This window comes from Pseudotabrizicola sediminis (genome assembly GCF_004745575.1).
In the GTDB taxonomy this organism is placed as follows: Bacteria; Pseudomonadota; Alphaproteobacteria; order Rhodobacterales; family Rhodobacteraceae; genus Pseudotabrizicola; species Pseudotabrizicola sediminis.
Genome location: NZ_RPEM01000001.1, coordinates 171395 through 194926, shown reverse-complemented (window position 1 = coordinate 194926; position 23532 = coordinate 171395). Strand labels below are relative to the sequence as shown.

General features: G+C 64.0%; 20 protein-coding genes. 11 read left to right on the top strand and 9 right to left on the bottom strand.

Annotated features, from left to right (window positions below; all coding sequences use genetic code 11):
- The first annotated feature begins 15 nt into the window (after nucleotides 1–15).
- From EEB11_RS00895 to EEB11_RS00880, 4 genes are read left to right on the top strand one after another with little or no spacing between them, the layout of a single operon-like run.
- A complete protein-coding gene (locus tag EEB11_RS00895; protein WP_135428528.1) occupies nucleotides 16–1251 on the top strand; it encodes a carbohydrate ABC transporter permease in 1236 nt (411 codons plus the stop codon).
- Between the two features lie 2 nt (nucleotides 1252–1253).
- Complete coding sequence (locus EEB11_RS00890; RefSeq protein WP_135428526.1) at nucleotides 1254–2396, top strand: carbohydrate ABC transporter permease; 1143 nt, start codon at nucleotides 1254–1256, stop codon at nucleotides 2394–2396.
- A 7-nt stretch (nucleotides 2397–2403) separates the two neighbouring features.
- Complete coding sequence (locus tag EEB11_RS00885; RefSeq protein WP_135428524.1) at nucleotides 2404–4038, top strand: alpha-amylase family glycosyl hydrolase; 1635 nt, start codon at nucleotides 2404–2406, stop codon at nucleotides 4036–4038.
- Nucleotides 4039–4055: 17 nt separating this feature from the next.
- Nucleotides 4056–5141 carry an ABC transporter ATP-binding protein gene (locus EEB11_RS00880; protein ID WP_135428522.1) on the top strand — a complete coding sequence of 362 codons (1086 nt, stop codon included), beginning with the start codon at nucleotides 4056–4058 and terminating at the stop codon, nucleotides 5139–5141.
- Nucleotides 5142–5187: 46 nt separating this feature from the next.
- Here the strand turns inward: EEB11_RS00880 and EEB11_RS20200 are convergent, their stop codons facing one another.
- Nucleotides 5188–5310 (bottom strand): hypothetical protein, encoded by a 123-nt coding sequence (locus EEB11_RS20200; RefSeq protein ID WP_256370731.1) that lies wholly within the window; start codon nucleotides 5308–5310, stop codon nucleotides 5188–5190.
- A 45-nt stretch (nucleotides 5311–5355) separates the two neighbouring features.
- On the opposite strand from EEB11_RS20200, the gene EEB11_RS00875 reads away from it, so the two are divergent.
- A complete protein-coding gene (locus EEB11_RS00875) occupies nucleotides 5356–6213 on the top strand; it encodes a GNAT family N-acetyltransferase (RefSeq protein WP_135428520.1) in 858 nt (285 codons plus the stop codon).
- A 72-nt stretch (nucleotides 6214–6285) separates the two neighbouring features.
- Nucleotides 6286–7293, top strand: coding sequence for a TDT family transporter (locus tag EEB11_RS00870; RefSeq protein ID WP_245298719.1), 1008 nt, complete (start codon nucleotides 6286–6288; stop codon nucleotides 7291–7293).
- On the opposite strand, the gene EEB11_RS00865 is transcribed toward EEB11_RS00870, so the two are convergent.
- Nucleotides 7290–9752 carry a penicillin acylase family protein gene (locus EEB11_RS00865; RefSeq protein WP_135428518.1) on the bottom strand — a complete coding sequence of 821 codons (2463 nt, stop codon included), beginning with the start codon at nucleotides 9750–9752 and terminating at the stop codon, nucleotides 7290–7292. The two genes, EEB11_RS00870 and EEB11_RS00865, sit on opposite strands and share 4 nt — an antisense overlap.
- 82 nt (nucleotides 9753–9834) lie before the next feature.
- Between EEB11_RS00865 and EEB11_RS00860 the strand changes: the two genes are divergently transcribed.
- Nucleotides 9835–10698, top strand: coding sequence for an NAD(P)-dependent oxidoreductase (locus EEB11_RS00860; RefSeq protein ID WP_135428516.1), 864 nt, complete (start codon nucleotides 9835–9837; stop codon nucleotides 10696–10698).
- A 70-nt stretch (nucleotides 10699–10768) separates the two neighbouring features.
- Here EEB11_RS00860 and EEB11_RS00855 read toward each other — a convergent pair whose 3' ends face one another.
- Both EEB11_RS00855 and hemB read right to left on the bottom strand, forming a co-directional pair.
- Nucleotides 10769–11332 (bottom strand): lipid-binding SYLF domain-containing protein, encoded by a 564-nt coding sequence (locus tag EEB11_RS00855; RefSeq protein WP_135428513.1) that lies wholly within the window; start codon nucleotides 11330–11332, stop codon nucleotides 10769–10771.
- A gap of 128 nt (nucleotides 11333–11460) precedes the next feature.
- Entirely contained in the window at nucleotides 11461–12468 is a 1008-nt protein-coding gene (gene hemB / locus EEB11_RS00850; protein ID WP_135428511.1) for a porphobilinogen synthase, read from the bottom strand.
- A gap of 122 nt (nucleotides 12469–12590) precedes the next feature.
- Between hemB and EEB11_RS00845 the strand changes: the two genes are divergently transcribed.
- The 3 genes from EEB11_RS00845 to EEB11_RS00835 are packed head-to-tail and all read left to right on the top strand — an operon-like array spanning nucleotide 12591 to nucleotide 16890.
- Nucleotides 12591–13100, top strand: coding sequence for a component of SufBCD complex (locus EEB11_RS00845; protein ID WP_245298718.1), 510 nt, complete (start codon nucleotides 12591–12593; stop codon nucleotides 13098–13100).
- 49 nt (nucleotides 13101–13149) lie between these two features.
- Entirely contained in the window at nucleotides 13150–16605 is a 3456-nt protein-coding gene (gene mfd, locus EEB11_RS00840) for a transcription-repair coupling factor (RefSeq protein WP_135428509.1), read from the top strand.
- Between the two features lie 42 nt (nucleotides 16606–16647).
- Nucleotides 16648–16890, top strand: coding sequence for an excalibur calcium-binding domain-containing protein (locus EEB11_RS00835; protein ID WP_135428507.1), 243 nt, complete (start codon nucleotides 16648–16650; stop codon nucleotides 16888–16890).
- A gap of 3 nt (nucleotides 16891–16893) precedes the next feature.
- Here EEB11_RS00835 and EEB11_RS00830 read toward each other — a convergent pair whose 3' ends face one another.
- The 5 genes from EEB11_RS00830 to EEB11_RS00815 form a co-directional block, all read right to left on the bottom strand.
- Nucleotides 16894–18108, bottom strand: coding sequence for a multidrug effflux MFS transporter (locus EEB11_RS00830; protein ID WP_135428505.1), 1215 nt, complete (start codon nucleotides 18106–18108; stop codon nucleotides 16894–16896).
- A gap of 53 nt (nucleotides 18109–18161) precedes the next feature.
- Nucleotides 18162–18809 (bottom strand): DsbA family oxidoreductase, encoded by a 648-nt coding sequence (locus EEB11_RS00825; RefSeq protein ID WP_135428503.1) that lies wholly within the window; start codon nucleotides 18807–18809, stop codon nucleotides 18162–18164.
- On the bottom strand, nucleotides 18806–20323 hold the full coding sequence (locus tag EEB11_RS00820; RefSeq protein WP_135428501.1) for a class I adenylate-forming enzyme family protein: 1518 nt from the start codon (nucleotides 20321–20323) through the stop codon (nucleotides 18806–18808). Before EEB11_RS00820 ends, EEB11_RS00825 begins: the two co-directional genes overlap by 4 nt.
- A 196-nt stretch (nucleotides 20324–20519) precedes the next feature.
- The gene (locus EEB11_RS19735; protein WP_210114908.1) at nucleotides 20520–20645 is read right to left on the bottom strand and encodes an entericidin; all 126 of its coding nucleotides are present in this window, start codon (nucleotides 20643–20645) and stop codon (nucleotides 20520–20522) included.
- 20 nt (nucleotides 20646–20665) lie between these two features.
- Complete coding sequence (locus tag EEB11_RS00815; RefSeq protein WP_135428499.1) at nucleotides 20666–22492, bottom strand: extracellular solute-binding protein; 1827 nt, start codon at nucleotides 22490–22492, stop codon at nucleotides 20666–20668.
- Nucleotides 22493–22758: 266 nt separating this feature from the next.
- Between EEB11_RS00815 and EEB11_RS00810 the strand changes: the two genes are divergently transcribed.
- Nucleotides 22759–23532, top strand: a complete 774-nt coding sequence (locus EEB11_RS00810; RefSeq protein WP_135428497.1) for a 3-hydroxybutyrate dehydrogenase — start codon at nucleotides 22759–22761, stop codon at nucleotides 23530–23532.

The window sequence follows — 23532 nt, the reverse complement described above, 5'->3', positions numbered from 1 at the left end:
GGAGGTTGAGGCGCCATGTCACCGGCACTTCAGGGGTTGATCACCATCATCATCGGGGTCGGCGGTTGCGTCGCCTATTTCTATTTTTCCAACCTGTTTCTGGACAAGGTGCTGTATCCGGCATCCGGCCCGAAGGCCGGGCGCAACATAAACCGCGCCAATATGATCCGGCCCTGGCTGTTCCTTGCCCCGGCGCTGATCGCGCTGTCGGTGTATCTGGCCTATCCGGTGGTGGAGACCTTGCGGCTGTCGCTGACCCAAAGGGTGCCGGGCGGTGGCTATGTCTGGGTCGGGTTTGACAATTACGTCAAAATGTCGGGCGAGCCGAAATTCTGGGAAGCCCTGCGCAACAACATGCTGTGGTTGATCGTGGTGCCCGCGATGTCGACCGCCTTTGGCCTGCTGGCGGCACAACTGTCGGACCGCATCCGCTGGGGGAACCTGGCCAAGTCGCTGATCTTCATGCCGATGGCGATTTCCTTTGTGGGTGCCGCCGTGATCTGGAAGCTGGTCTATGACACGCGGCCAGCCGATCAGGAGCAGATCGGCATCATGAATGCGGTCTGGCTGGCGTTTGACGGCGGGCCTGCCTCGGTGCTGTTTCTAAAGATCGTGCCGGTGTTGGGGCTGCTGGGCTTTGCCTTTGCGGTCGGGCTGGTGGCCTGGCTGCTGCTGCGTCCGGTGGTCAGGCCGTCGGGGGCAGCGGCGGGGATGGTTCCGCTGCGGATTTTGGGTGTTCTGGTCGCGGTCTGGCTGATCTGGGTCACGTTGCGCGGGGCCATTGGCCTGATCGGCGCAGACCTGCCTTATGGCGTGCCGCAGACTTGGCTGACGATTCCGTTCTGGAACTCGTTCTTCCTGATGATCGTGCTGGTCTGGATTCAGACCGGCTTTGCCATGGTCATCCTGTCTGCCGCCTTGCGTGGCGTGCCAGAAGATACCATCGAGGCCGCGATTGTGGATGGGGCCAACCCGTTTCAGATTTTCTTCAAGATCAAGGTGCCGCAGATCATGGGCACCATCGTGGTGGTCTGGACCACGATCACCATCGTTGTGCTCAAGGTCTTCGACATCGTGTATGCCATGTCGAACGGCCAGTGGGAAACGCAGGTTCTGGCCAATTACATGTATGACAAGCTGTTTCGCGCCAATGACTGGGGCGTGGGGTCGGCATCGGCGATGGTGATCATGCTTTTGGTGACGCCGATCCTGATCTGGAACGTCTACAACGCCCGCAAGGAGATGCGCTGAACATGGATAACGTAGTGGGCCAGAAATCCGGGCTAACCTGGGCGGTGCATATCTCGATGGCGGTGCTGGTGGCCTTGTGGCTGTTCCCGACACTGGGGCTGTTCGTATCCTCCTTCCGCACGGCGGATCAGATCGCGACCTCCGGCTGGTGGTCGGCGCTGTCGACGCAGGAACGGCAGGCTCCTGCTATCCGTGTGGGCGGCGCAGAGGTCGAGGTGGACGGGCGGTTTGTGATTGAGGGGCGGTTGTTTACCGCCACCAATGCGGAAGTGTCGGCATGGGGCACCACATCGACCGCGCCGACGGCAAACGTGCCGGGTGACGTGGTGGACCTGGGCGATGGCGTCACGCTGAGCGTGGCCGAAGACGGGGCCTATGTGCTGTCCAGCCCGGTGACCACCGAAGGCACCCGGCTGCCGCGCATCTTCAGCACGGCTGCGACGCCGCCGGAGTTCACGCTGCAGAACTACCGCGCCATCCTGTTTGAACCCAGCAACACCGATGGCATGTCGAAGGCGTTCTTCAACACGCTGACGGTGACGATTCCGGCCACCATCATCCCGATCGTGGTGGCAGCTTTCGCCGCCTATGCCTTGGCATGGATGGATTTTCCCGGCCGCGCGCTGCTAATTGCGGCGATTGTCGGGCTGTTGGTGGTGCCGCTGCAACTGGCGCTGATCCCGCTGTTGAAGCTGCACAACGAAATTGGCATCGGCAAGGGTTATCTGGGCACCTGGCTGGCGCATACTGGGTTCGGGCTACCCTTGGCGATATATCTTTTGCGAAATTACATGGTCGGGTTGCCGCGCGACATCATCGAATGTGCCAAGGTCGATGGCGCGTCGGATTTCCAGATTTTCACCCGGATCATTCTGCCGCTGTCCTTCCCGGCGCTCGCGTCCTTCGCCATCTTCCAGTTCCTGTGGACCTGGAATGACCTGCTGGTGTCCCTGGTGTTCCTGATCGATTCGAGCGGAGAAACCACGGTGATGACCAAGCAGATCGTTGAACTTCTGGGCACGCGCGGCGGCAATTGGGAGATTCTGGCAACGGCGGCGTTCATCAGTATTGCCGTGCCTTTGCTGGTGTTCTTTGCGATGCAGAAATATCTGGTGCGCGGCCTGCTGGCCGGCTCGGTGAAGTGAGAGACTTATGGCGAAACAAGACCAAATCGTGATCGGCACCGATGCCAATTGGTGGCGCGGGGCGGTGATCTATCAGATCTACCCGCGCAGCTTTCAAGACAGCAATGGCGACGGTATCGGCGATCTGAAAGGCATCACCGCGCGGCTGGACCATATCGCCAGCCTTGGGGCCGATGCGATCTGGATCAGCCCGTTCTTCACCAGCCCGATGAAAGACTTTGGCTATGACGTCAGCGATTACTGCGACGTTGACCCGATGTTCGGCACCCTGTCGGATTTCGACGCGCTCATGGCGCGGGCGCGCGAACTGGGGCTGAAGGTGATGATCGATCTGGTGTTGTCGCACACCAGCGACCAGCATCCATGGTTCAAGGAAAGCCGCCGCGACCGCACAAACCCACGCGCCGACTGGTATGTCTGGGCCGAGCCGAAGGGCGATGGCACGCCGCCCAACAACTGGCTGGCGATCTTTGGCGGCTCAAGCTGGCAGTGGGATGCGCGGCGCGAGCAATATTACCTGCACAATTTTCTGACCAGCCAGCCCGACCTGAACCTGCACCATGAACCGGTGCAGGAGGCGCTGCTGGATGTGGTGCGGTTCTGGTTGCAGCGGGGCGTGCATGGCTTCCGGCTGGACACCATAAACTTCTACTTTGCCGACAAGTACTTGCGCGACAATCCTGCGCTGCCCAAAGAGCTTCGCAATGACAGCATCGCGCCGGGCGTGAACCCGTATAACCACCAGCTGCACCTGTTTGACAAGAATCAGCCGGAAAACCTTGAATTCCTGCGCAAATTCCGGGAAGTTCTGAACCCCTACGGTGCGGCGGCGGTGGGTGAGGTCGGCGATGCGCAGCGGGGCCTTGAGATTATGGCCGAATATACCAGCGGCAATGACAAGGTGCAGATGTGCTACCCGTTCGAGATGCTGCAGCCCACACGGCTTACGGCAGATCTGCTGCACGACACCTTTGCGCGGATGAATGCTGTGGCCCCCGATGCCTGGCCCTGCTGGGCCTATTCCAACCATGACACCGTGCGTCATATCACGCGGTGGGAGCTTTCCGATGCGGCGGCAAGGACTTACACGGTACTGCTGATGTGCCTGCGCGGGTCTTTGTGCCTGTATCAGGGCGAAGAGCTGGGCCTGCCAGAGGCGGACATCGACTTTGAGGAACTGCGCGACCCTTACGGCATCGAGTTCTGGCCCGAATTCAAGGGCCGTGACGGCGCGCGCACGCCGATGACCTGGCTGGCCGACAATGCCAATGGCGGGTTTTCCGAAGGCAACCCCTGGTTGCCGGTGAAAGCGCCGCATCTGCACCGGGCGGTCAGCACTCAGGATGCTGACCCTGCCTCGATGCTGAACCATTACCGCCGGGCGCTGGCCCTGCGCCGCGCGCATGAGGTGCTCCGCTTTGGCGATCTGACGGCGCTGGTGGCCGATGGCGATCTGGCCTCGTTCCGGCGGGTGGGCGAGGAAGAAATCTTCTGCGCCTTCAATCTGGGGGCCGAACAGGCGCATGTCAGACTGCCCGAGGGCAGCTGGGCGGCGATTGGCGGCGATCTGGGCGCCACCGCCGCCATGGGAGGCGAGGTGACGCTGGGTGCCTGGGGTTTCTGTTTGATGCGGAAAGAATAAGGGAGGGGAGCCTGGACATGGCCGAGTTGAAACTGACAAATGTGGCAAAGGCTTATGGCGAGGTCACGGTTCTGTCGAACATCAATCTTGATATCAAGACGGGTGAGCTGATCGTTTTCGTGGGCCCGTCGGGCTGCGGAAAGTCGACGCTGCTGCGGATGATTGCGGGGTTGGAAAAGATCTCCGGTGGCGATTTCACAATCGACGGCGACCGGATGAACGAGGTGCCGCCCGCACAGCGCGGCATCGCGATGGTGTTCCAGTCATACGCGCTCTATCCGCATATGACCGTGCGCGACAACATGAGCTTTGCGCTGAAGATCGCCAAGAAGTCTCAGGCCGAGATTGATGCGGCGGTGGCCAAGGCGGCAAAGATCCTGCAGCTGGAACCCTATCTGGACCGTCTGCCAAAGGCGCTGTCGGGCGGGCAGCGGCAGCGGGTGGCGATCGGGCGCAGCATCGTACGCGACCCCAAGGTCTACCTGTTTGACGAACCGCTGTCCAACCTCGACGCCGCCTTGCGGGTGGCGACGCGGCTGGAGATTGCGCAGCTGAAGGAATCAATGCCCAATTCCACCATGATCTATGTGACCCACGATCAGGTTGAGGCGATGACGCTGGCCACGCGCATTGTGGTGCTGGCCGGGGGCGGGATCAGCCAGGTTGGCACGCCGCTGGAATTGTATGAACGGCCGCAGAATGAATTCGTGGCACAGTTCATCGGCAGCCCGGCGATGAACCTGATGGCGGGCGAGGTTGTGGGCACCGGTGCGCAAACCCGGGTGCGGCTGGAAAATGGTGGCGAGGCGGTATCAAACGTGCCGACACTGGCTGCCGACATGGGGATGAAGGTCAACATCGGGGTGCGCCCCGAGGATCTGCTGGCCACCACCGGCACACCGATCTTTTCAGGTGAGGTCGAGATCACCGAGGCGTTGGGTGAAGTCACACTTTTGTATTTCAAGCGCGCAGGCAGCGATGCGCAGGTGGTGGCCAAGCTGCCCGGCATCCATACCGATGTGCGGCGGACCACGGTGGCGCTGGGGGCAGAGCCTGCAAAGGTGCATCTGTTCGCTAACGGCATCAGCCTGCTGTACCGGTAGCGTCTGACCCCTGACCAAAGGCCCCTGCGAAAGCGGGGGCCTTTTGCTATGGCACCAGCGCCAGCACGGCCAGAAACACCAGCCCGAGACCCGAAGCCAGAAGGCCGGGCACCCAGAGTGTCAGGCGCGGGGCAGGGGCGAGGCGGGGGGTGATCTTTGGCTGTGGCATGCCGGTGTTAAATGATGATTCAGTTTCATATGCGTTAACGGCGCAATGAACTGGCATTGGGATTGTGAAGACTTTCCGGCAACCGGCGCTTTGCAGCAAAGTGCCGCCTATGCTTGCGCGGTGGGGGCCTGTGGCGGGCGGATCGCGCGGGCCGAGTTGCGGGCAGAGGGGCAGGTGCTGGCTCGGGTGCAGGTGATGCGCCGGGCTGGGCTGGCGGTTGCCTTGCGCGGGCCGGTCTGGGCGGATGCGGTGGAGCCCGGGTTGCCGCGGCGGGCGCTGCGCCGTCTGGCGCGCCAGACGGCATTCGAACGGCGGGCCGCGCTGGTGGTTTTGCCAGAGCAGGGCGTGCGCGGGCTGGGGATCGTCCCCCTGATGACGCCACGCCATGTGGCGCTGTGGGATCTGCGCCCCGGCCCGGAGGATCTTCGCGCCGGGATGACAGGCAAATGGCGCACTGCATTGGGGGCGGCGGAACGGCACGGGGTGCGGGCGATTGCGGCCCCGCTGCGCACGCTGCCCGCGCTGATCGCCGCCGAAGGCGTGCAGCGGCAGGCGCGGGGCTATCGCGCGCTGCCGGGGGCGTTCACGCAGGCGCTGCCGGCAAGTGCCTTGCGGCTGTGGCAGTGGCGGCAGGGCGGGCGGGCTGCGGCGATGATGTGCTTTGTCCGCCACGGCGACTGGGCAACCTATCATCTGGGCCATGCCGATGCCGCCGCCCGTGCGGCGGGGGCGCACCGGGTGCTGCTGTGGCAGGCGGCACTTGCGCTGCGCGCCGAAGGGGTGACGGTGCTGGATCTGGGCGACATCAACACCGAAGAGGCCATGGGCCTTGCACGGTTCAAGCTGGGCAGCGGGGCTGCGCTGCACCGGCTGGGGGCGACCTGTCTGGTGCTGCCGGGGTAACGCGGGGACCGGGGCGCGCTTGCAACGGTTGCACTTATACGCTTAGTCATTGAACCAACAGGAGTGTGCTTGATGCCTACCAGTTCCACCCGCCCCCGCCGCCAGCGAATGCCGCCAAAGTTTCCGCCGCCGGAATTTCCGCCGCGCAAGCTGCCGCTGTTTGCGCGGATGCCGCCTGCGGTGTTTGCGGTGGTGTTCGGGGTGCTGGGCCTGTCGCTGGCGCTGAAACGCGCGCTGATCGAGGTGCAGCTGCCGCAGGGCCCCGCCGATCTGGTGATGGGGCTGGCACTGGGGCTGTGGCTGTTTTGTGCGGTGGCCTATGGAACCAAGATCGCCCGCCGCCCCGCAGTGGTGGGCGAAGATCTGCGGACCCTGCCCGGGCGGGCCGGGCTGGCCGCCGCTTCGGTTGGCAGTCTGGCCTGCGCGACCGTTCTGGGGTTCTTTCAGGCCGATCTGGCGAAGGGCGCGTTGATCTTCGGGCTGGTGGTGCAGACGGTGCTGGCGGTGCTGATGATCCGCAGCCTGCTGCGCGCGCCGGCCGAGGGGCGGGTGGTGACGCCGGTCTGGCATCTGGCCTTTGTCGGGTCGATCGTGGGGGCCTTGGCGGCGGTGCCGCTGGGGTGGGAGCGGCTGGCCGTCGGGATCTTGTGGGGCACGATACCGGTGGCGGTGGCGATCTGGGGAATCAGTCTGCGCCAGTTGCTGCGGCGCATTCCGCCCGCGCCGCTGCGGCCACTGCTGGCGATCCATCTGGCCCCGGCCAGCCTGTTTGCCTCTGTCGCCGGGTTGCTGGGGATGACCGTGCTGGCGCAGGGGATGGTCCTGTTGGCCTGCGCAATTGCACTGGCCCTTGCTGTCTCTGGGCGCTGGATCATTCAGGCCGGGTTCACCCCACTGTGGGGGGCCTTCACCTTTCCGCTGGCGGCCTTTGCCTCGGCGCTGCTGATCAACGGCTGGGGGCTGGCGGGGGTGCTGGTCACCGTGCTGACGCTTGGCGCGGTGCCGGTGATTGCCTGGCGGGTGATCCGGATGTGGCCCGACGGTACGCTGGCCAGCAAGACCAACGCAGCAACTGCTTAGGGCGGCGTCAGCATGGTGCTGCCGACGGCCGCCGCGCGGGCCAGCCCCGGATCGAGGCTCATTGGCACATAATCGCCGCGGCGCCAGCGTTCACCCAGATCGTCGTAATGGCGCGACAGCGGGTGGCCGGACTGGCCGGTGGCGATGACGAAAACCGAGCTGTCCGGATCGGCAAAGTCGTAAACCCCGCGATAGCCCGCGCCATGCACGTTGAGGTAGGGGTTCGGCCCGGTGCCCTTGGTGCGGCCGCGCATCAGGGTGTGGTCATCGCCGCTGGTGGATTGGCGGATGTTGACGAACCATTTCAGGAACGGCACTTCGCCCATCACCGGATGGTCATGCGTCGCCTCATGCGCGGTGCCCCAGCGCCAGCTTTCGGGGTTGGGACCATAGGTGGCGGTCAGCTGGATCAGCGCCTCGTCCAGCGCGATGCGGGCCAGATCGGCGCAGGTTTCCACCGCCGCCGACTGGATCACATCACACCAGATACCAGCCCCGCCGGTGTTGCGGAACACCCGGTCGATGAACACCGGATCGGGGTGGGTGATGGTATCGGCCAGCGGCCCCAGCTCGTCGCGGATCAGCCGGTCATTCAGCGCCCGGACCCAGGCCTGATAGATCAGCGGTTCGGGCAGATGTTCGTTCATCTCGCCGTTCCATTCGGCCAAGAGCGACAGCGCCCGCTCGCGCAGACGTTCGGGCGTGCCGTCGGGGGCGGCTTCGCCGGTGAACCACAGATCGGCCCCGATCAGCGGCAGGATGGCGCGCGCGGTCGGGGATACGGTATCCAGCTGCGCCTCGATGAAACTCTCACGTGTGTGAACCTCGCGCGTCTGCATCAGCGCCAGCCAGCGCTGGATGCGTTGGGTGTCGCCCCAGAGGAAGGACAGATGGTCGGGGAAAGGCTGATCCACCGTCTTGTTGTTGGTATTGCCCAAAATGCCGCTGGTCGGGTTGATGACGCGCGGGTTGCTGTCATAGGGCATGGTGCCCTGCCAGCGGCTGGCGGCAGCGGTTCCAAGCGCAGGCATCCGGCCCAGCGTCGGGTGGGCGCCGTCGCGCATCGGGACATGGCCGATCACCTGCATCGCGATGCCATTGGCATCGGCCAGCATCAGGTTCTGCGCGGGTGCCACGAACAACCGCCCCGCCTCGATCGCATCGTTGATACTGCGTGCCTGCATCACCCGCAGGGCGGCGGTCATGGTGGTATCGGCGCCCGAAAGCGCGGTCCATGACAGCGCCGCCACATGGCCGGGCGGGGTGACGGAGGCGAGGTCATAATGCGACCCGGGCAGCACCGGCCCGGCTTGCGACCAGCGCAGGGTGATGGTCACCGGGGGCTGGCCACGCACCTGAATGATCGACCGGCGGGTGGTGAAGGGCTTCATCCCCTCAGCCGTCTGATATTCCTCGGTATTGGCGGGGTTCAGCTTTTCCATGACCAGATCCTGATCATCGACGTAAGACGAGGTCAGCCCCCAGCCCACCGCCGCCGACCGCCCGATCAGAATGCTGGGCACGCCGGGAATGGTGGCCCCGATGACGCCACCCGATTGCAGCTCCAGCCGGGCCAGATACCAGGTGGTTGGCGCGGTGAAGCCAAGATGCGGGTCATTGGCCAGCAGGGTGCCGCCCGCCGCCGACCGGTTCGGCACGGCGGCCCAGGCGTTGGAAGCCCCCGCCAGATCGACCCGGGGGAAAGGCGACAGCGGGTCAGTGGTGGCCATGCGCAACGGCGCGGTGGAAGGTGTGACCCCCGGCATCAGCCGGGCATAATCGGGCAGGGCGGTGATGGCTTGGCCCGGATCATCGGGCAGGATATCGCGCAGCCGGTCCTCTGGCAGCAGCATCGACATGCGCGCGCGCAGCACCTCGGCCTCAAGGTGGCCCGACAGTTGCAGCGCCATCAGCTTGAGGATGGCGATGGAATCGGCAGGGGCCCAGGCGGCGATCTCGTTGGAGAAGAAAAAGAACTCCGGCGCGCCCCGGCCCCGGGCGCCGCTGTTGATTTCACCGATCCAGGCGTTGACCCCGGCGGCATAAGCCTCGAGCGCGGCGCGCGTGAGCGCGTCCTGCACTTCGACCGATTGAAGCGACAGGGTGTAAAGGTCGTAGCGGCGCAAAAGCTCGTCAATCTTGAGCGTGCGGTTGCCGAAGACCTCGGACAACCGGCCCTGCGCCGTGCGGCGCAGCATGGTCATCTGCCACAAGCGGTCCTGTGCATGGGCGAAACCAAGCGCAAAATACACATCCGGGTCGGTTGTGCCAAAGATATGCGGCACGTTGTCATTGTTGCGCAAAATCTCGACCGGGGCGGACACGCCCGCAATCGTGAAGGATTCGCTGTAGTCCGGGATCGAGCGTTCCAGAAAGTAGTAAACCCCGATCAGACACAGCAAGCCCAAGGCCACAAGCCCTGTCAACAGACGAAGAAGCCAACGGAAAACACGGAGCATAAGGGGCCTGTTCTTGACGGCAGGGGTGGGCCTGATACCTAAGACACTGCAGACAAAAGAGCAATGCGAAGGGAGGCATGTGATGGCAAAGGTAGCATTCTTGGGATTGGGCGTGATGGGGTTTCCGATGGCGGGCCATCTGGCGGCCAAAGGGCATGAGGTGACGGTCTACAACCGCAGCCCCGCCAAGCGCGACGCCTGGGTGGCCAAACATGGCGGACGCGCGGCGGCAACCCCGCGTGAGGCGGCGGTGGGGCAGGATTTCGTGTTTGCCTGTGTGGGCAATGACGACGACCTGCGCGGCGTCTGCACCGGGGCGGACGGGGCCTTTGCCGGGATGGAGCGGGGCGCGGTCTTTGTCGATCACACCACGGTGTCGGCGCAGGTCACGCGCGAGATGGCGGCTTTGGCGACCGAAACGGGCCTTGGCTTTGTCGACGCACCGGTCTCGGGCGGGCAGGCGGGCGCCGAAAACGGCGCGCTGTCGGTGATGTGCGGCGGGTCGCAAGACCAATACGACCGCGCCGAACCGGTGATCAACGCCTATGCAAGGGTTTGCCGCCGGTTGGGCGAGTCCGGGGCCGGGCAGATTGCCAAGATGATGAACCAGATCTGCATTGCCGGGCTGGTGCAGGGCCTGTCCGAAGCGCTGGCCTTTGGCGAAAAGGCGGGCCTAGATGGCGAAGCGGTGATCGAGGTGATCAGCCAGGGCGCGGCCGGGTCGTGGCAGATGCAGAACCGCTACAAGACCATGCTGGAAGACAAGTTCGACCATGGCTTTGCGGTGGACTGGATGCGCAAGGATCTGGGGATCTGTCTGGCGACGGCCAATGACATCGGGGCCTCGCTGCCGGTGACGGCACTGGTGGACCAGTTCTACAAGGACATCCAGCGCATGGGCGGCGGGCGCAATGACACCAGCAGCCTGATCCGCCGGTTGCGCTGAGCCCCGGCGGCAGTGCTTCTTGAGACATACTCCCGCCGGAGGCACTTGTGGCCTGCGGCGGGCGCGGCCCTCAGGGGATGATGCGGTTGTACTTCACGCCCGTCAGCGTCGCCCCGGCGATGAAGCCCTGCTGGCCAAAGACCAGCGCGATCACCGGTTCAATCTCGGTGGTTTCCTTGCCGATCGACGCGCCTTGCGCCGGGGTGGCATAGCGCACATCGGCCCCCGCCGCCCAGCCGGGGCTGCGGCGGAACTGGCCCAAGGCACTTTCGGTCATGAAAAACAGCGCATGGGCATATTGCTGCGCGCCGATCTGCAACCCGAATGTCGCGCGGGTGGCGGAATAGTAATCCACCGTCACCCCGTTGACCCGCAAGGCCCCCCGACCATAGCCGCCGCCATAGATCAGCCCGGCTTCGGTGATCAGCGGCATGATCAGCACGCCCGCGGCCCGGCTGGCCAGATCGCGGGTGCCCGGAAAGCTGCTGTAAAGATACTGTTCGGTCGACACCACCCGCGCATCGATCTGGGCTGCGCCATTGCTGCCCACACCATTGCCACAGGCGGCCAGAAGGCCGGTGGCCCCTGTCGCGCCAAGGAAGGCCCGTCTGGAAAATCCGTGTGCTGTTGTCATATCCTGTCGCCTCTGCCTCGTGTGGCCGCGGGGGCCGATTGGGGCTCTGCTGGCCCGTTCCCACAACATATAGCGGGTTTGTGAACAATTGTCATGTGGCGATCACGGTCTTGGCGACAGATCGCCGATCAGGCGCGTCCATCCCGGATTGCCCTTGCGGCCTCGGGCGCGAAATAGGTCAGCACCCCGTCGCATCCGGCCCGGCGAAAGGCCATCAGGCTTTCCAGCATCACCCTTTCGCCGTCGATCCAGCCGTTCTGGGCGGCGGCCTTGATCATCGCGTATTCGCCCGACACCTGATAGGCATAGGTCGGCGCGCCGAAGATGGTCTTGGCGCGGTGGATGATGTCCAGATAGGCCATGCCTGGCTTGACCATCACCATGTCGGCGCCTTCGGCCAGATCACGTTCGATCAGGCGCATCGCCTCGTCGCTGTTGGCGGGGTTCATCTGATAGGTTTTCTTGTCGCCCTTCAGTGCCGCAGTGGCCCCCACCGCATCGCGGAACGGACCATAGAAGGCGCTCGCGTATTTCGCGGCATAGGACATGATCGCCACATCCTTGTGGCCTGCCGCCTCCAGCGCCGCGCGCATGGCCCCGATGCGGCCATCCATCATGTCCGAAGGGCCAAGGATATCGGCGCCGGACTCGGCCTGCGCCAGCGACATCTTCACCAGCGCTTCAATGGTTTCGTCATTCAGGATGCAACCGTCCTGCACCAGCCCGTCATGGCCATGGGCATTGTAGGGGTCCAGCGCCACATCGGTCATTACCGCAATTTCGGGTACCGCCGCCTTGATCGCGCGGATGGCGCGGTTGGCAAGGTTGTCGGGGTTCCACGCCTCGGCACAGTCTTCGGTGCGCTTTGCGGGGTCGGTATAGGGAAACAGGCACAGCGCCGGGATGCCCAATTCTGCCGCCTCTTCCGCCGCGCGCACCACCTGATCGACCGACCGCCGTTCAACCCCTGGCATCGACGCAATGGGTTCGCGCAGATTGTTTCCATCGCGCACAAAGACCGGCCAGATCAGATCATTCACCGACAGCGTGGTTTCCTGCGCCAGCGCCCGCAGGCTGGCGGATTTGCGCAACCGGCGAAAGCGGGAGATGGGCGTCGGGGCAACGGTCAGGCGCATGGCAGGGCTCGCATCTGGTTTGGTTACAGTCTCGGGGGCTTGCAGCTTTTGGTCTTGCCTGCCATGGAAAGGCGCGGGGCTGCAAGCCTTGAGCGTGATATCAGGCAAAAGGTGCGCCGGTCTTGGAATGGTATACCCTTGTTTTACTGCTGATCGACATGCGGTCGTTTTCCAGCCTGTGGTACTGGATCGCCTTGGCGGTGCTGTGGTCATCAGTCAGCCATTGGGTGATGGGGGTGCCCTTTGACCTGATCACTCGCGCCCGGCGGCAGGATGAAGGGGCGGCCGATGATCTGGCCATGCTGGCTGGAATCAATGCCCGGCGGATGCTGTATATCTCGCGCCGGGGCGGCATGTGGGTAATCGGCTTTGTCTGCTTCATGCTGACCATTCTGGGCTTGCTGGCGGCGCTGTACGGGGTGGAGTTCGCGCAGGCGGTGCTGTTGATGTTCGCGCCGATGGTTCTGGTGGGCTACCTGACCCTGCGGCTGGCCCTGCGGGTCGAGGCCGAGGCCCCGGCAGGAACCGCGCTGGTGCGGCTGCTGATGCGGCACCGTTTTGTCACCCAGCTGATCGGGATGATCGCGATCTTCGTCACGGCGCTGTTTGGCATGTATCAGAACATCACCTGACGGGGTTGCGCCCTTGACGGGCGGGCAAAGGGGCGTAGGTAAGGCGGCCATGAGCAAGACATCCTCCCCCGACCGTATCGTTCTGGGCGGCGCGCCCGAAGGGTTTGACGCCCGGCTTCTGGCGCGCGAACTGGCGCGTGGCGCGCCGGTGATCCACGTCGCCCGCGATGACAAGCGGATGGAGGCGATGCGCACGGCGCTGTCGGTGCTGGCCCCGCAGGCGGTGGTGCTCGATTTCCCGGCATGGGATTGCCTGCCTTATGACCGGGTGTCGCCCAACCCCGATATCGCGGCGCGGCGGATGGCAACTTTGGCGGCCCTGACCGCCGGGATGCCGGGGCCGTTTGTGCTGCTGACCACGGTGAATGCGGCCACCCAACGGGTGCCGTCGCGCGCGACCGTGGCCGCCAGCAGTTTCACCGCACAGGTCGGCAAGCGGGTGGATGAGGCGCATCTTAAGGGGTTTTTGTCGCGCATGGGGTTTTCGCCGGTGTCGACGGTTGCCGAGGCGGGTGATTACGCGCTGCGTGGCGGGATCATTGACATTTATCCGCCGGGGCATCCGGGGCCGGTGCGCCTGGATTTCTTCGGCGATGTGCTGGACGGGTTGCGCAGGTTCGATCCGGTGACGCAACGGACGGTGGAGAAACTGACGGCGGTGGATCTGTCGCCGGTGTCCGAGGTCATTCTGGATGAGGCGTCGATCACCCGGTTTCGGCAGGCCTATCGCATCGAATTCGGCGTCGGCGGCTCAGATGATCCGCTGTACGAGGCGGTGAGTGCCGGGCGCAAGCATCAGGGGATGGAGCATTGGCTGGGCCTGTTCCATGACCGGCTTGAGACGCTGTTCGACTATCTGCCGGAGGCATCGGTGATGCTGGACGATCAGGTGACGCCGATGCGCCTGTCCCGCTGGGAAGGCATTGACGATGCCTACGATTCCCGGCGCGAGGCGATGAGCGTGAAGGGGCGGCTGGATACTGTGTACAAGCCTGCCGCGCCGGGGTTGTTGTATCTGGATGACGCGGGCTGGGAGGCGGCGGTGGCCCACCACCGCGTGGTGCAGCTGTCGCCCTTTGCGCAAAGCCCCGGCCCGGGCATGCTGGATGCTGGCGGGCGGCAGGGGCGCAATTTCGCGCCAGAACGCCAGATGGAATCTGTCAGCCTGTTCGGGTCTTTGGCCGATCATCTTCGCGCAGTGCGCGAGGACGCTCAGGTGGTGATTGCGAGCTGGTCAGACGGCGCGCGCGAGCGGTTGGAAGGCTTGTTGCAGGATCAGGGCGTTCGCGGCGCCAAGCGCATCCGCGACATGCGCGAGGTGCCCGAAGGGCGCGGCGGGGTGTTCCTGCTGGTCTGGGCTTTGGAGTCGGGGTTCACCGCACCGGGCCTTGCGGTGATTTCCGAACAGGATGTGCTGGGCGACCGGATGGTCGGCAAGCCGCGCAAGAAACGCAAGGCCGACAACTTCCTGCGCGAGGTTGATACGCTGACGCCGGGCGATCTGGTGGTGCATGTCGAACATGGCGTCGGCCGCTATCTGGGGTTGGAGACGATCACGGCGCTGGGGGCACCGCATGCCTGTGTGGCGCTGGAATATGCCGACAGCGCAAAGCTTTACCTGCCGGTCGAGAACATCGAACTTTTGTCCCGCTATGGCCATGAAGAAGGCCTCTTGGACCGTCTGGGCGGCGGGGCCTGGCAGGCGAAAAAAGCCAAGCTGAAAGAGCGGATCAAGGAGATTGCCGACCGCCTGATGCGGATCGCTGCCGAACGCGCCCTGCGCCACGCGCCGATTCTGGAGGCACCGCATTCGATCTGGGAGGCCTTTGCCGCGCGCTTTCCCTATCAGGAAACCGATGACCAGCTGTCGGCCATTGCCGATGTGGTGGCCGATCTGGAAAAGGGCAGCCCGATGGACCGGCTGGTGGTCGGCGATGTGGGGTTCGGCAAGACCGAAGTGGCGATGCGCGCCGCCTTTGTCGCCGCCATGGCGGGAATGCAAGTGGCGGTGATCTGCCCCACCACCTTGCTCGCCCGCCAGCATTACCGCAGCTTTGCCGAGCGGTTTCGCGGTTTTCCCATTACGGTCAAACCCTTGTCGCGGTTTGTTTCGACAAAGGATGCGAATGCCACACGGGCCGCGATGACCGATGGCACAGTGGATATCGTGGTCGGCACCCATGCGCTGCTGGCCAAGGGGGTGAAGTTCAAGAACCTTGGCCTGCTTGTCATTGACGAAGAACAGCATTTCGGTGTCGGTCATAAGGAACGGCTCAAGGAGATGCGGTCGGAAATCCACGTGCTGACGCTGACCGCGACGCCGATCCCGCGCACATTGCAACTGTCGCTGACCGGCGTGCGCGACCTGTCGATCATCGCGACCCCACCGGTGGACCGTCTGGCGATCCGGACTTACGTGTCGGAGTTCGACACGGTGACGATCCGCGAGGCGCTGCTGCGTGAACGCTTCCGGGGCGGGCAGTCGTTCTATGTGGTGCCGCGCATTTCCGACTTGCCGGAGATCGAGGATTTCTTGCGCACCCATGTGCCGGAGGTGACTTACGTCATCGCCCATGGCCAGCTGGCGGCGGGTGATCTGGATGACCGGATGAACCAGTTCTACGACGGCAAGTACGATGTGCTTCTGGCCACCACGATTGTTGAGTCAGGTCTGGATATTCCGACTGCCAACACGATGATCATCCATCGCGGCGATATGTTTGGCCTCAGCCAGCTCTATCAGATCCGGGGCCGGGTTGGGCGCAGCAAGACCCGCGCCTATTGCTACCTGACCACCAAACCACGCAGCCCGCTGACACCGCAGGCCCAAAAGCGGTTGAAGCTGTTGGGAAGCTTGGACAATCTGGGCGCGGGCTTCAACCTTGCCAGCCATGACCTTGACCTGCGCGGTGCAGGGAACCTGCTGGGCGAGGAGCAGTCGGGCCATATCCGCGAGGTGGGCTATGAGCTGTACCAGCAGATGCTGGAAGAGACGATTGCCAAGATCAAATCGGGCGAGATCAACGGCTTGTCGCCGATTGATGATGCGTGGTCGCCGCAGCTGAACCTTGGCCTGCCGGTGATGATCCCTGAAGATTACGTGGTCGATCTGGATGTGCGGCTGGGCCTTTATCGCCGCCTGTCGGGGCTGGCGACCAAGGTGGAACTGGAGGGTTTTGCCGCCGAGCTGATCGACCGGTTCGGCCCGCTGCCGAAAGAGGTCAACACGCTGATGCTGATCGTACGGATCAAGGCGATGGCGAAGCGCGCAGGCATCAGCCGCATCGACGCGGGGCCGAAGGGGGCCACGATCCAGTTCCACAATGACAAGTTCGGCAACCCGGCGGGACTGGTGGATTTCATCAAGGCCGAAGGCGTGGGGGCAAAGGTGCAAGGCAACAAGATCGTGCTGCTGCGCGACTGGAAGTCGGAAGCTGACCGGATCAAGGGGGCCTTTGCAATTGCCCGCGATCTGGCGGAAAAGATCGTGCGGCCAAAGGGCTAAAGTGTTAACGATTGTTAACACGCTCCCTTGACCGGATGCCTTATGTCAATTGCCCTTATCGTTTCGCTGGCGCTTGCATCGTTATTTGCCGATCTGTCGTCCCCATCCGACGGGCCGCAATCCCTGTGGCTGGCGCAGGGCTATAATTGTGCCAAAACGACCTGCAAGCAGATCTCTTCCTGTGAAGAGGCCTGCTACAAATTGCTGGTCTGCGGTCATCGGCAGCGGGATGCCGACAATGACGGCATCCCCTGCGAAAATCTGTGCTCCAGTCCCTGCGAATAGGGCTCACAGCCTGCGCGCCACAGCATAGGCCAGCCCGGTGAACAGCGTGACGCCGATCATCAGGGGCAGCGGCGTGCCGTTGAACGCGAGCCCCACCGGCGCGGCGAGGATCACCGAGAACACCGTAGACAGCGCCCCGGTGACCGATGCCGCCATGCCCGCGATATGGCCCACGGGTTCCAGCGCAAGGGCGTTCAGATTGCCTATGGTCATGCCCACCATGAAGAACACGCCGATGGTCCAGATCAGATAGGCCGCGAACTCTACCTCCAACACTTCGGGCGCTGGCCAGAGGTTCAGGGTGAAGGCGATGACAAACGCCGCCGAGACCAACATCTGCGTGGCAAACGACACCCGCACCAGACGCCGCATGCCCAGCCGCATCACCAGCGAGGCGTTGAGCAGTGAAGATGACCCGGAAATCAGCGCGATCAGCGCGAAGTACAGGGGAAAGCTCTCCGCGCGGCCATAGGTCTGGTCAAACAGCTGCTGGGTCGAGGACAGGGTGCCGAACAGGGCTGCAAAGCCAAGGGTTTGCGCCAGAATTGACAGGCGGATGCTGCGCAGCGACAGCACCTCTTTCAACGCGGCCCAGATCGGCCCTGCGCGGAACGGTCGGCGGTCGGCGGGCAGCAGGGTTTCGGGCTGGCGGATCGTCAGCCACAGCACTGACACAGCCGAAAACAGCAGGAACGCAAGGAAAATGCTGCGCCAGCCGAAGCCTGCCATGATGTATTGGCCCAGCAAGGGGGCTGCGGCGGGCACCAGCGTGAAGATCATCATCGCAAAGCTGACGATCCGCGCCATGCGCGGCCCGGAATGCACATCACGCACCAAAGCCAGCGACACCACACGCGGGCCAGCGGCCCCCAGTCCCTGCAGCACCCGCGCCAGCAGCATGGTTTCCAGCGTGGGCGCGACATAGGCCAACAAGGCCCCGCCGCAATAGAGCAGCGCGCCACCGACGATCACCGTCTTGCGGCCAAAGCTGTCGGACAACGGCCCGGCAAACAGCGTGCCGATCCCCATGCCGAAGACAAAACTGGTCAGGATCAGTTGCGCATTGTTGGGGGCATCGGGGGAAAGCTCGGCGGCGATTTCGGGCAGGGCGGGCAGCATCGCGTCGATGGAAAACGCGATGGTGGCAAACAGCATCGCGATCAGCGCGATGAACTCGGTCTGGCCAAGCGCGCGCTGCGGGGGGTGGGTGTGTGACATGGGTCGTCCTTTCCGCGCTTCGCTAGCACGCGCAAAACGGGACGACCACGGCGCTAACGGCCTGTGGTCTGTGCGCTCCCGCGCAGTTCGGCCAGCACATCGGCCCAGACCTGCGGCGGTTGCGCACCAGACACCACGTATTGATTGCCGATGATGAAGCAGGGCACCCCGGTGACACCGCGCTGCCGGGCGTGGATGTCGCGGGCCTTGAGCGCCTCGGTATCCTCATCGGTGGCCAGCAGGCGCTGGGTCAGGGCGCGGTCCATCCCGGCGGCTTGCGCAATATCGGTCAGGGTGGCGGCATCGCCAATGTCGCGCCCCTCGCGCCAATAGGCGCGGAACAGGGCCGAGACGATCGCGGTCTGCCGCCCCTCCAGCCCCGCCCAATGGATCAGGCGATGGGCGTTCAGGGTGTTTGGCATTTTTGCGATGGAGGAAAAGTCGATTGTCAGCCCGGCATCGCGGGTGGCCTGTTCCACACGGGCGTAGATCTCTACGGCCTTTGCCTTGCCGCCGAACTTGGCCTCCAGATATTCGGCCCGGTCCACGCCTTCGGGTGGCATGCCGGGGTTCAGCTGGAACGGATGCCATTCGATGTCGAACGGATGGTCGGGGGCGGCTTCCAGCGCGCGGTCAAGGTTGGCCTTGCCGATATAGCACCACGGGCAGACCGGGTCGGAGAAGATGTCGAGCTTGATCATGAGACCCCCATGCCACGCAGCGCGCGGCGGTTGAGCTTGGCATTGGCCCCGCGCGGCAGGGCGGGCAGGTGGTGGAAGACGCGCGGCTGTTTGTAGCGCGCCAGATGCGCTTCGGCATGGGCGGCAAGTGCGGCGTCATCCAGCGCGATGGCCGCGGTGTAGAAGCAGGCGATGACGGTCACGCCGGGCCTGACCTCCACCTCGGTCACCGCCGCCTCCAGCAGTTCGGGGAAGCGGGCCATTGCGGCCTCTACCTCGACCGGGCTGACGCGGTAACCGCCGGCATTCATCTGGTCATCATCACGGCCCAGATAGGTGATGGCCCCGCTTGCGTCGATCAGCACCTGATCGCCGGTCAGGAACCAGTCACCCTTCAGCCGTGCGGCGGTGGCATCCGGCGCATCCAGATAGCCCAGCATCAGCCCCGGATCGCGGCGGTCGATTGCCAGCTGGCCGGGCGTGCCGCGCGGCACCGGGGCCAGATCAGGGCCAAGCGCGGCGATGCGTCGCCCGGTCTGCGCAAAGCCGGTGGCCCCGTCGGGCGCGGGGCGTGTGGGCGATTCCGAGATGAAGGTCGAGATTTCCGACATCCCCAGCGCCTCGCAGATCGGGGTGCCTGTGGCGCGGGTCCAGTCAGCGCGTGTCTCCGCGCTCAGCTTTTCGCCGGCAGACAACCCGTGGCGCAGATGTGGCAAGGGGCGCAATGGCGCGCGCAGCATCTGGCGATAGACGCCGGGGGCGGCGGCAAAGATGGTGGCGCCATAGTCGTGCAGCAGACCCGGCAGGTCGGCAGGACTGGTGCCCGCGCCGGGGATCAGCGCGGTGGCCCCCACGCACCAAGGGTCCATCAACCCGGTGCCCAGCGTATAGGTCCAGTTGAAGGCACCCGCATGCAGCAGCACATCACGCTCGGACAGGCCCTCCCAGCCGTCATGCATCATGGCGCGGGCGATGATGGCGCGGTGCGCATGCACCACGGCCATCGGGCTGCCGGACGTGCCGGAGGTGAAGATAATATAGCCGGGCCGCTCCGGGTCGCCCATATGGAACGCGGTGGGGGGCAGGTCTTCCATCGCGCGGACATCGGCATCGGTGATCACCGGGCACATCTGCCCTGCGGGCAGGGCCACGCCCGCACTGGCCACGATCAGACGCGGGGCGATGCGCGCGGCCATGGGGGTGATCTCGGCCTGCGTCAACTGCGCCGAGGTGGCGACCGGCACCATGCCCGCCGCCAGAGCGCCCAGAAACAGAATGGGAAACTCGACCTGATTGGCCAGCCGCATCAGGATGCGGTCGCCGGGAACCAGCCCTTTGGCCAAGAGACCGGCGGCGCAGCCCAGCACCGCGCCGTGCAGGCGGTCGTAGGTCCAGTCTTCCGCAGCTGATGGCGTGATGATCCGCAGCGCCATCTTGTCCGGCAAGCGGTCCGCCGCGCGCGCCAGCACGTGCTGCGCCATGTTGAAGGGTGCAGGCACGGTCGGGGCGGGGCCGGTTTCAAGGTGTGACAACATGATCTGTGCCTAAAGCGCCGCGCTGGTTGGCGCAATGTGAAACGCTCTGCGATATCTGCGGATGCTCGGATGGTGACAGGGCAGGCGCCTCCGGCGGGAGTATTTCACAAAGGTGCAACCCGCGCAGGGGGCTGCACCTTTTCCAAATACGCCTCTTGCACCGCTGCACCCCGCGCGCCGCGTTGAACCCGGTGGGTCAGCCGACCCATCCCGCCACACGGTTGGCCCCGCCGGAAATGTCGCGGCCGATGCCTTCGACCGTGGCGCAGCCTGTCAGGAGTGTTAGGGCGGCGGCGGCCGCCATCAGGGAAAGTTTACGCATCTGTCGGCCTGTTTCTTGGTTTACTGCTCATACCACCAGACCTCTGGCTGAAACCCGATCCAGTCGCCATAAAGCGGCAAGCGTGCGGGGAATTTCAGCTCTTTGCGGTGCGCCAGTCGAGAAATATTAGAATACCACATCGGCACCACATATCTACCCGTGGTCAGCACACGGTCCAGCGCCTGTGTTGCGGCTGCAAAGGTATCGGTATCGGGGGCGTTCAGCATGGTGTCGATCATCGCCTCGGCCGCCGGAGAGGCCATGCCCATCCAGTTGCGGGTGCCGGGTTGGGTCACGCCCGCCGACCCCCAATACAGCGTCTGTTCATTGCCGGGCGACAGCGACAGGCTGCGGATGTAATGCGTCATGTCAAAGGCATAGGTGTTGGTGCGTTCGATGTATTGCGCGTTGTCGACCGTGGTGACACGCGCCGCGATGCCCAGGCGCTTCAGGCTTTCGACATAGATGTCGGCGGCGGTGATCATGTCATTGGCGCCGTTCACCAGCAGGATCTCGAAGGCCACCGGCTGGCCGGCGGGGTCTTTCAGCACGCCTGCGTCGATGGTGTAGCCCGCTTCGGCCAGCAGGTTGGTGGCGGCGCGGATGTTGCGGCGGTTGGCCTCTGATCCGTCGCCTTCGGGCAGGGTGTAGCCATCGATCGCGCCGGGAAGCAACGTATCGGCAAACGGCTCCAACAGTTCAAGCACGCGGCCTTCTGCCGGGGTGCCGGGGGGCGCGCCCAGCGGTGAGTTGCCGAAATAGGACTGGATGCGTGGGCTGGCCCCGCCGTTGATGGTCTGGTTTGCCAGTTCAAAGTTGAACGCCAGAATCATCGCCTCGCGCACCCGCCAGTCTGCAAACAGCGCGCGGCGGGTGTTCATCACAAAACCTTCGATGCCGGACGGGCGCTGGTGCGGGATTTCTGATTTGACGATGGTGCCATTTGCCACTTCGGGCCAGGTGTAGCTGCTGGCCCATTTGGCGGGGCTGGTTTCGCGCCAGCTGGTGATCAGCCCGCCCTTGAACGCCTCGAACACCACGCCGCCATCGCCAAAATAATCGGTGCGCAATTCATCGAAATTGTGCTGGCCCCGGTTGAACGGCAGATCCTTGCCCCACCAGTCGGGGTTGCGTTTGTAGCTGACATAGCGCCCGGTCTCGAACGTATCCACCACGTAAGGGCCCGATCCGATGGGGGCTTCCAGCGTCGAGTCGTCGAACGCCTTACCCTCCCACTGCGCCTTTTGCAGAATCGGGCGAAGGCCCAGAATCAGCGGCAGTTCCCGGTCGGGCGTGTTGAAGGTGAAGCGGATCGAGCGGGGGCCGGTGATCTGGGTCGCGCCGATCTTGGCCCAGGCGGTATGGTAGCGCGGGTTGCCAAGCGTGCCCAGCACCTCAAACGACCAGCGCACGTCTTCGACCGTGACCGGCGTGCCGTCCGAGAATCGGGCGGCCTCACGCAGGGTAAATTCTGCGTAGGTCCGGGCCGCATCGGTGGTGATCGATTCGGCCAGAAGACCGTAAAGCGTGAAGGGTTCGTCATAGGACCGGCCCATCAACGTCTCGACCGTGAGGGTCGAGACTGCGGCGGGCGCACGCCCCCGCAGGATAAACGGATTCATCGAGTCAAAGCTGCCCGACTCGCCAAAGATGATGCGCCCGCCTTTGGGGGCATCGGGGTTCACATGCGGCAGCGACACAAAATCCGGGGGGAGGGCGGGGGCACCATACATAGCTATGCCATGGGCCGGAGAATCACTGCCCTGTGATTGGACGGGAGCGGCCGTGAAGGCGAGCAGGACTGCCAGCACAAATCCCTGTCTGATGTGGAAAAAATCTCGTCCCATTCCGGCAACAATCCCCCGTAGCCTTGGTTTCTTTGACCGTAGGCTAGGCTGGGTTGTGAACCTTTTCAAACTTTTAACTTGGCCATCGGCGACAAGCGGCGTATACAGGCTTCACTGCTCGATAGGTTTCTTGCCTGTATGAAACCTGCCTCAATAACTTAACGCCGGCTTCGTGCCGGCGTTTTTTTTGGCATTGTGAAATCACTCCCCCTGTCATTCGCGCCTGCAGCATGTAAGCTGCCGCGAACGCAAAATAGGGGAACGCCATGAGCCTGAAGGGCAAGACCGCCGTCATCACCGGATCGACATCCGGGATCGGACTGGGCATCGCAGAAGAGCTGGCCCGTGCCGGGGCCGACCTTGTGCTTAACAGCTTTACCGACAAGGACGAAGACCATGCACTGGCCAAGGAGCTGGCGCAAAAGCATGGCGTGGCAGTTCGGTATATTCAGGCCGATATGTCGAAGGGCGACGAGTGTCGCAAGCTGATCGAAAAGGCCGGTTCCTGCGATATTCTGGTGAACAACGCTGGCATTCAGCATGTCGCGGCGATCGAAGAGTTTCCGGTGGACAGCTGGGACCGGATCATTGCCATCAACCTGAACTCCACCTTCCACACCACCGCCGCCGCTTTGCCTTTGATGCGCAAGGCCGGATGGGGCCGGGTGATCAACATCGCCTCGGCCCATGGGCTGACGGCCAGCCCCTACAAGGGGGCTTACGTGGCGGCCAAGCATGGTCAGGTCGGATTTACCAAGGTGACGGCGCTGGAATGTGCGGGGCAGGGGATTACCGCCAATGCGATCTGCCCCGGCTATGTGCTGACCCCGATGGTCGAAAGCCAGATCCCCGATCAGATGAAAAAGCACAACATGGACCGGGAAACCGTAATCAAGAAGGTGATGCTGGACCGTCAGCCCAGCGGTGATTTCGCCACTGTGGAACAGATCGGCGGCATCGCGGTGTTCCTTGCGTCGAATGCAGGCGCGCAGATCACCGGCACCACGATTTCGGTCGATGGGGGCTGGACGGCGCTGTAA

Excerpts from the sequence above, each read along its gene's own strand:
- EEB11_RS00895 (WP_135428528.1), top strand. The coding sequence starts at position 16 with ATGTCACCGGCACTTCAGGGGTTGATCACCATCATCATCGGGGTCGGC.
- EEB11_RS00890 (WP_135428526.1), top strand. The coding sequence starts at position 1,254 with ATGGATAACGTAGTGGGCCAGAAATCCGGGCTAACCTGGGCGGTGCAT.
- EEB11_RS00885 (WP_135428524.1), top strand. The coding sequence starts at position 2,404 with ATGGCGAAACAAGACCAAATCGTGATCGGCACCGATGCCAATTGGTGG.
- EEB11_RS00880 (WP_135428522.1), top strand. The coding sequence starts at position 4,056 with ATGGCCGAGTTGAAACTGACAAATGTGGCAAAGGCTTATGGCGAGGTC.
- EEB11_RS20200 (WP_256370731.1), bottom strand. The coding sequence starts at position 5,310 with ATGCCACAGCCAAAGATCACCCCCCGCCTCGCCCCTGCCCCGCGCCTG.
- EEB11_RS00875 (WP_135428520.1), top strand. The coding sequence starts at position 5,356 with ATGAACTGGCATTGGGATTGTGAAGACTTTCCGGCAACCGGCGCTTTG.
- EEB11_RS00870 (WP_245298719.1), top strand. The coding sequence starts at position 6,286 with ATGCCTACCAGTTCCACCCGCCCCCGCCGCCAGCGAATGCCGCCAAAG.
- EEB11_RS00865 (WP_135428518.1), bottom strand. The coding sequence starts at position 9,752 with ATGCTCCGTGTTTTCCGTTGGCTTCTTCGTCTGTTGACAGGGCTTGTG.
- EEB11_RS00860 (WP_135428516.1), top strand. The coding sequence starts at position 9,835 with ATGGCAAAGGTAGCATTCTTGGGATTGGGCGTGATGGGGTTTCCGATG.
- EEB11_RS00855 (WP_135428513.1), bottom strand. The coding sequence starts at position 11,332 with ATGACAACAGCACACGGATTTTCCAGACGGGCCTTCCTTGGCGCGACA.
- hemB (WP_135428511.1), bottom strand. The coding sequence starts at position 12,468 with ATGCGCCTGACCGTTGCCCCGACGCCCATCTCCCGCTTTCGCCGGTTG.
- mfd (WP_135428509.1), top strand. The coding sequence starts at position 13,150 with ATGAGCAAGACATCCTCCCCCGACCGTATCGTTCTGGGCGGCGCGCCC.
- EEB11_RS00835 (WP_135428507.1), top strand. The coding sequence starts at position 16,648 with ATGTCAATTGCCCTTATCGTTTCGCTGGCGCTTGCATCGTTATTTGCC.
- EEB11_RS00830 (WP_135428505.1), bottom strand. The coding sequence starts at position 18,108 with ATGTCACACACCCACCCCCCGCAGCGCGCGCTTGGCCAGACCGAGTTC.
- EEB11_RS00825 (WP_135428503.1), bottom strand. The coding sequence starts at position 18,809 with ATGATCAAGCTCGACATCTTCTCCGACCCGGTCTGCCCGTGGTGCTAT.
- EEB11_RS00820 (WP_135428501.1), bottom strand. The coding sequence starts at position 20,323 with ATGTTGTCACACCTTGAAACCGGCCCCGCCCCGACCGTGCCTGCACCC.
- EEB11_RS19735 (WP_210114908.1), bottom strand. The coding sequence starts at position 20,645 with ATGCGTAAACTTTCCCTGATGGCGGCCGCCGCCGCCCTAACACTCCTG.
- EEB11_RS00815 (WP_135428499.1), bottom strand. The coding sequence starts at position 22,492 with ATGGGACGAGATTTTTTCCACATCAGACAGGGATTTGTGCTGGCAGTC.
- EEB11_RS00810 (WP_135428497.1), top strand. The coding sequence starts at position 22,759 with ATGAGCCTGAAGGGCAAGACCGCCGTCATCACCGGATCGACATCCGGG.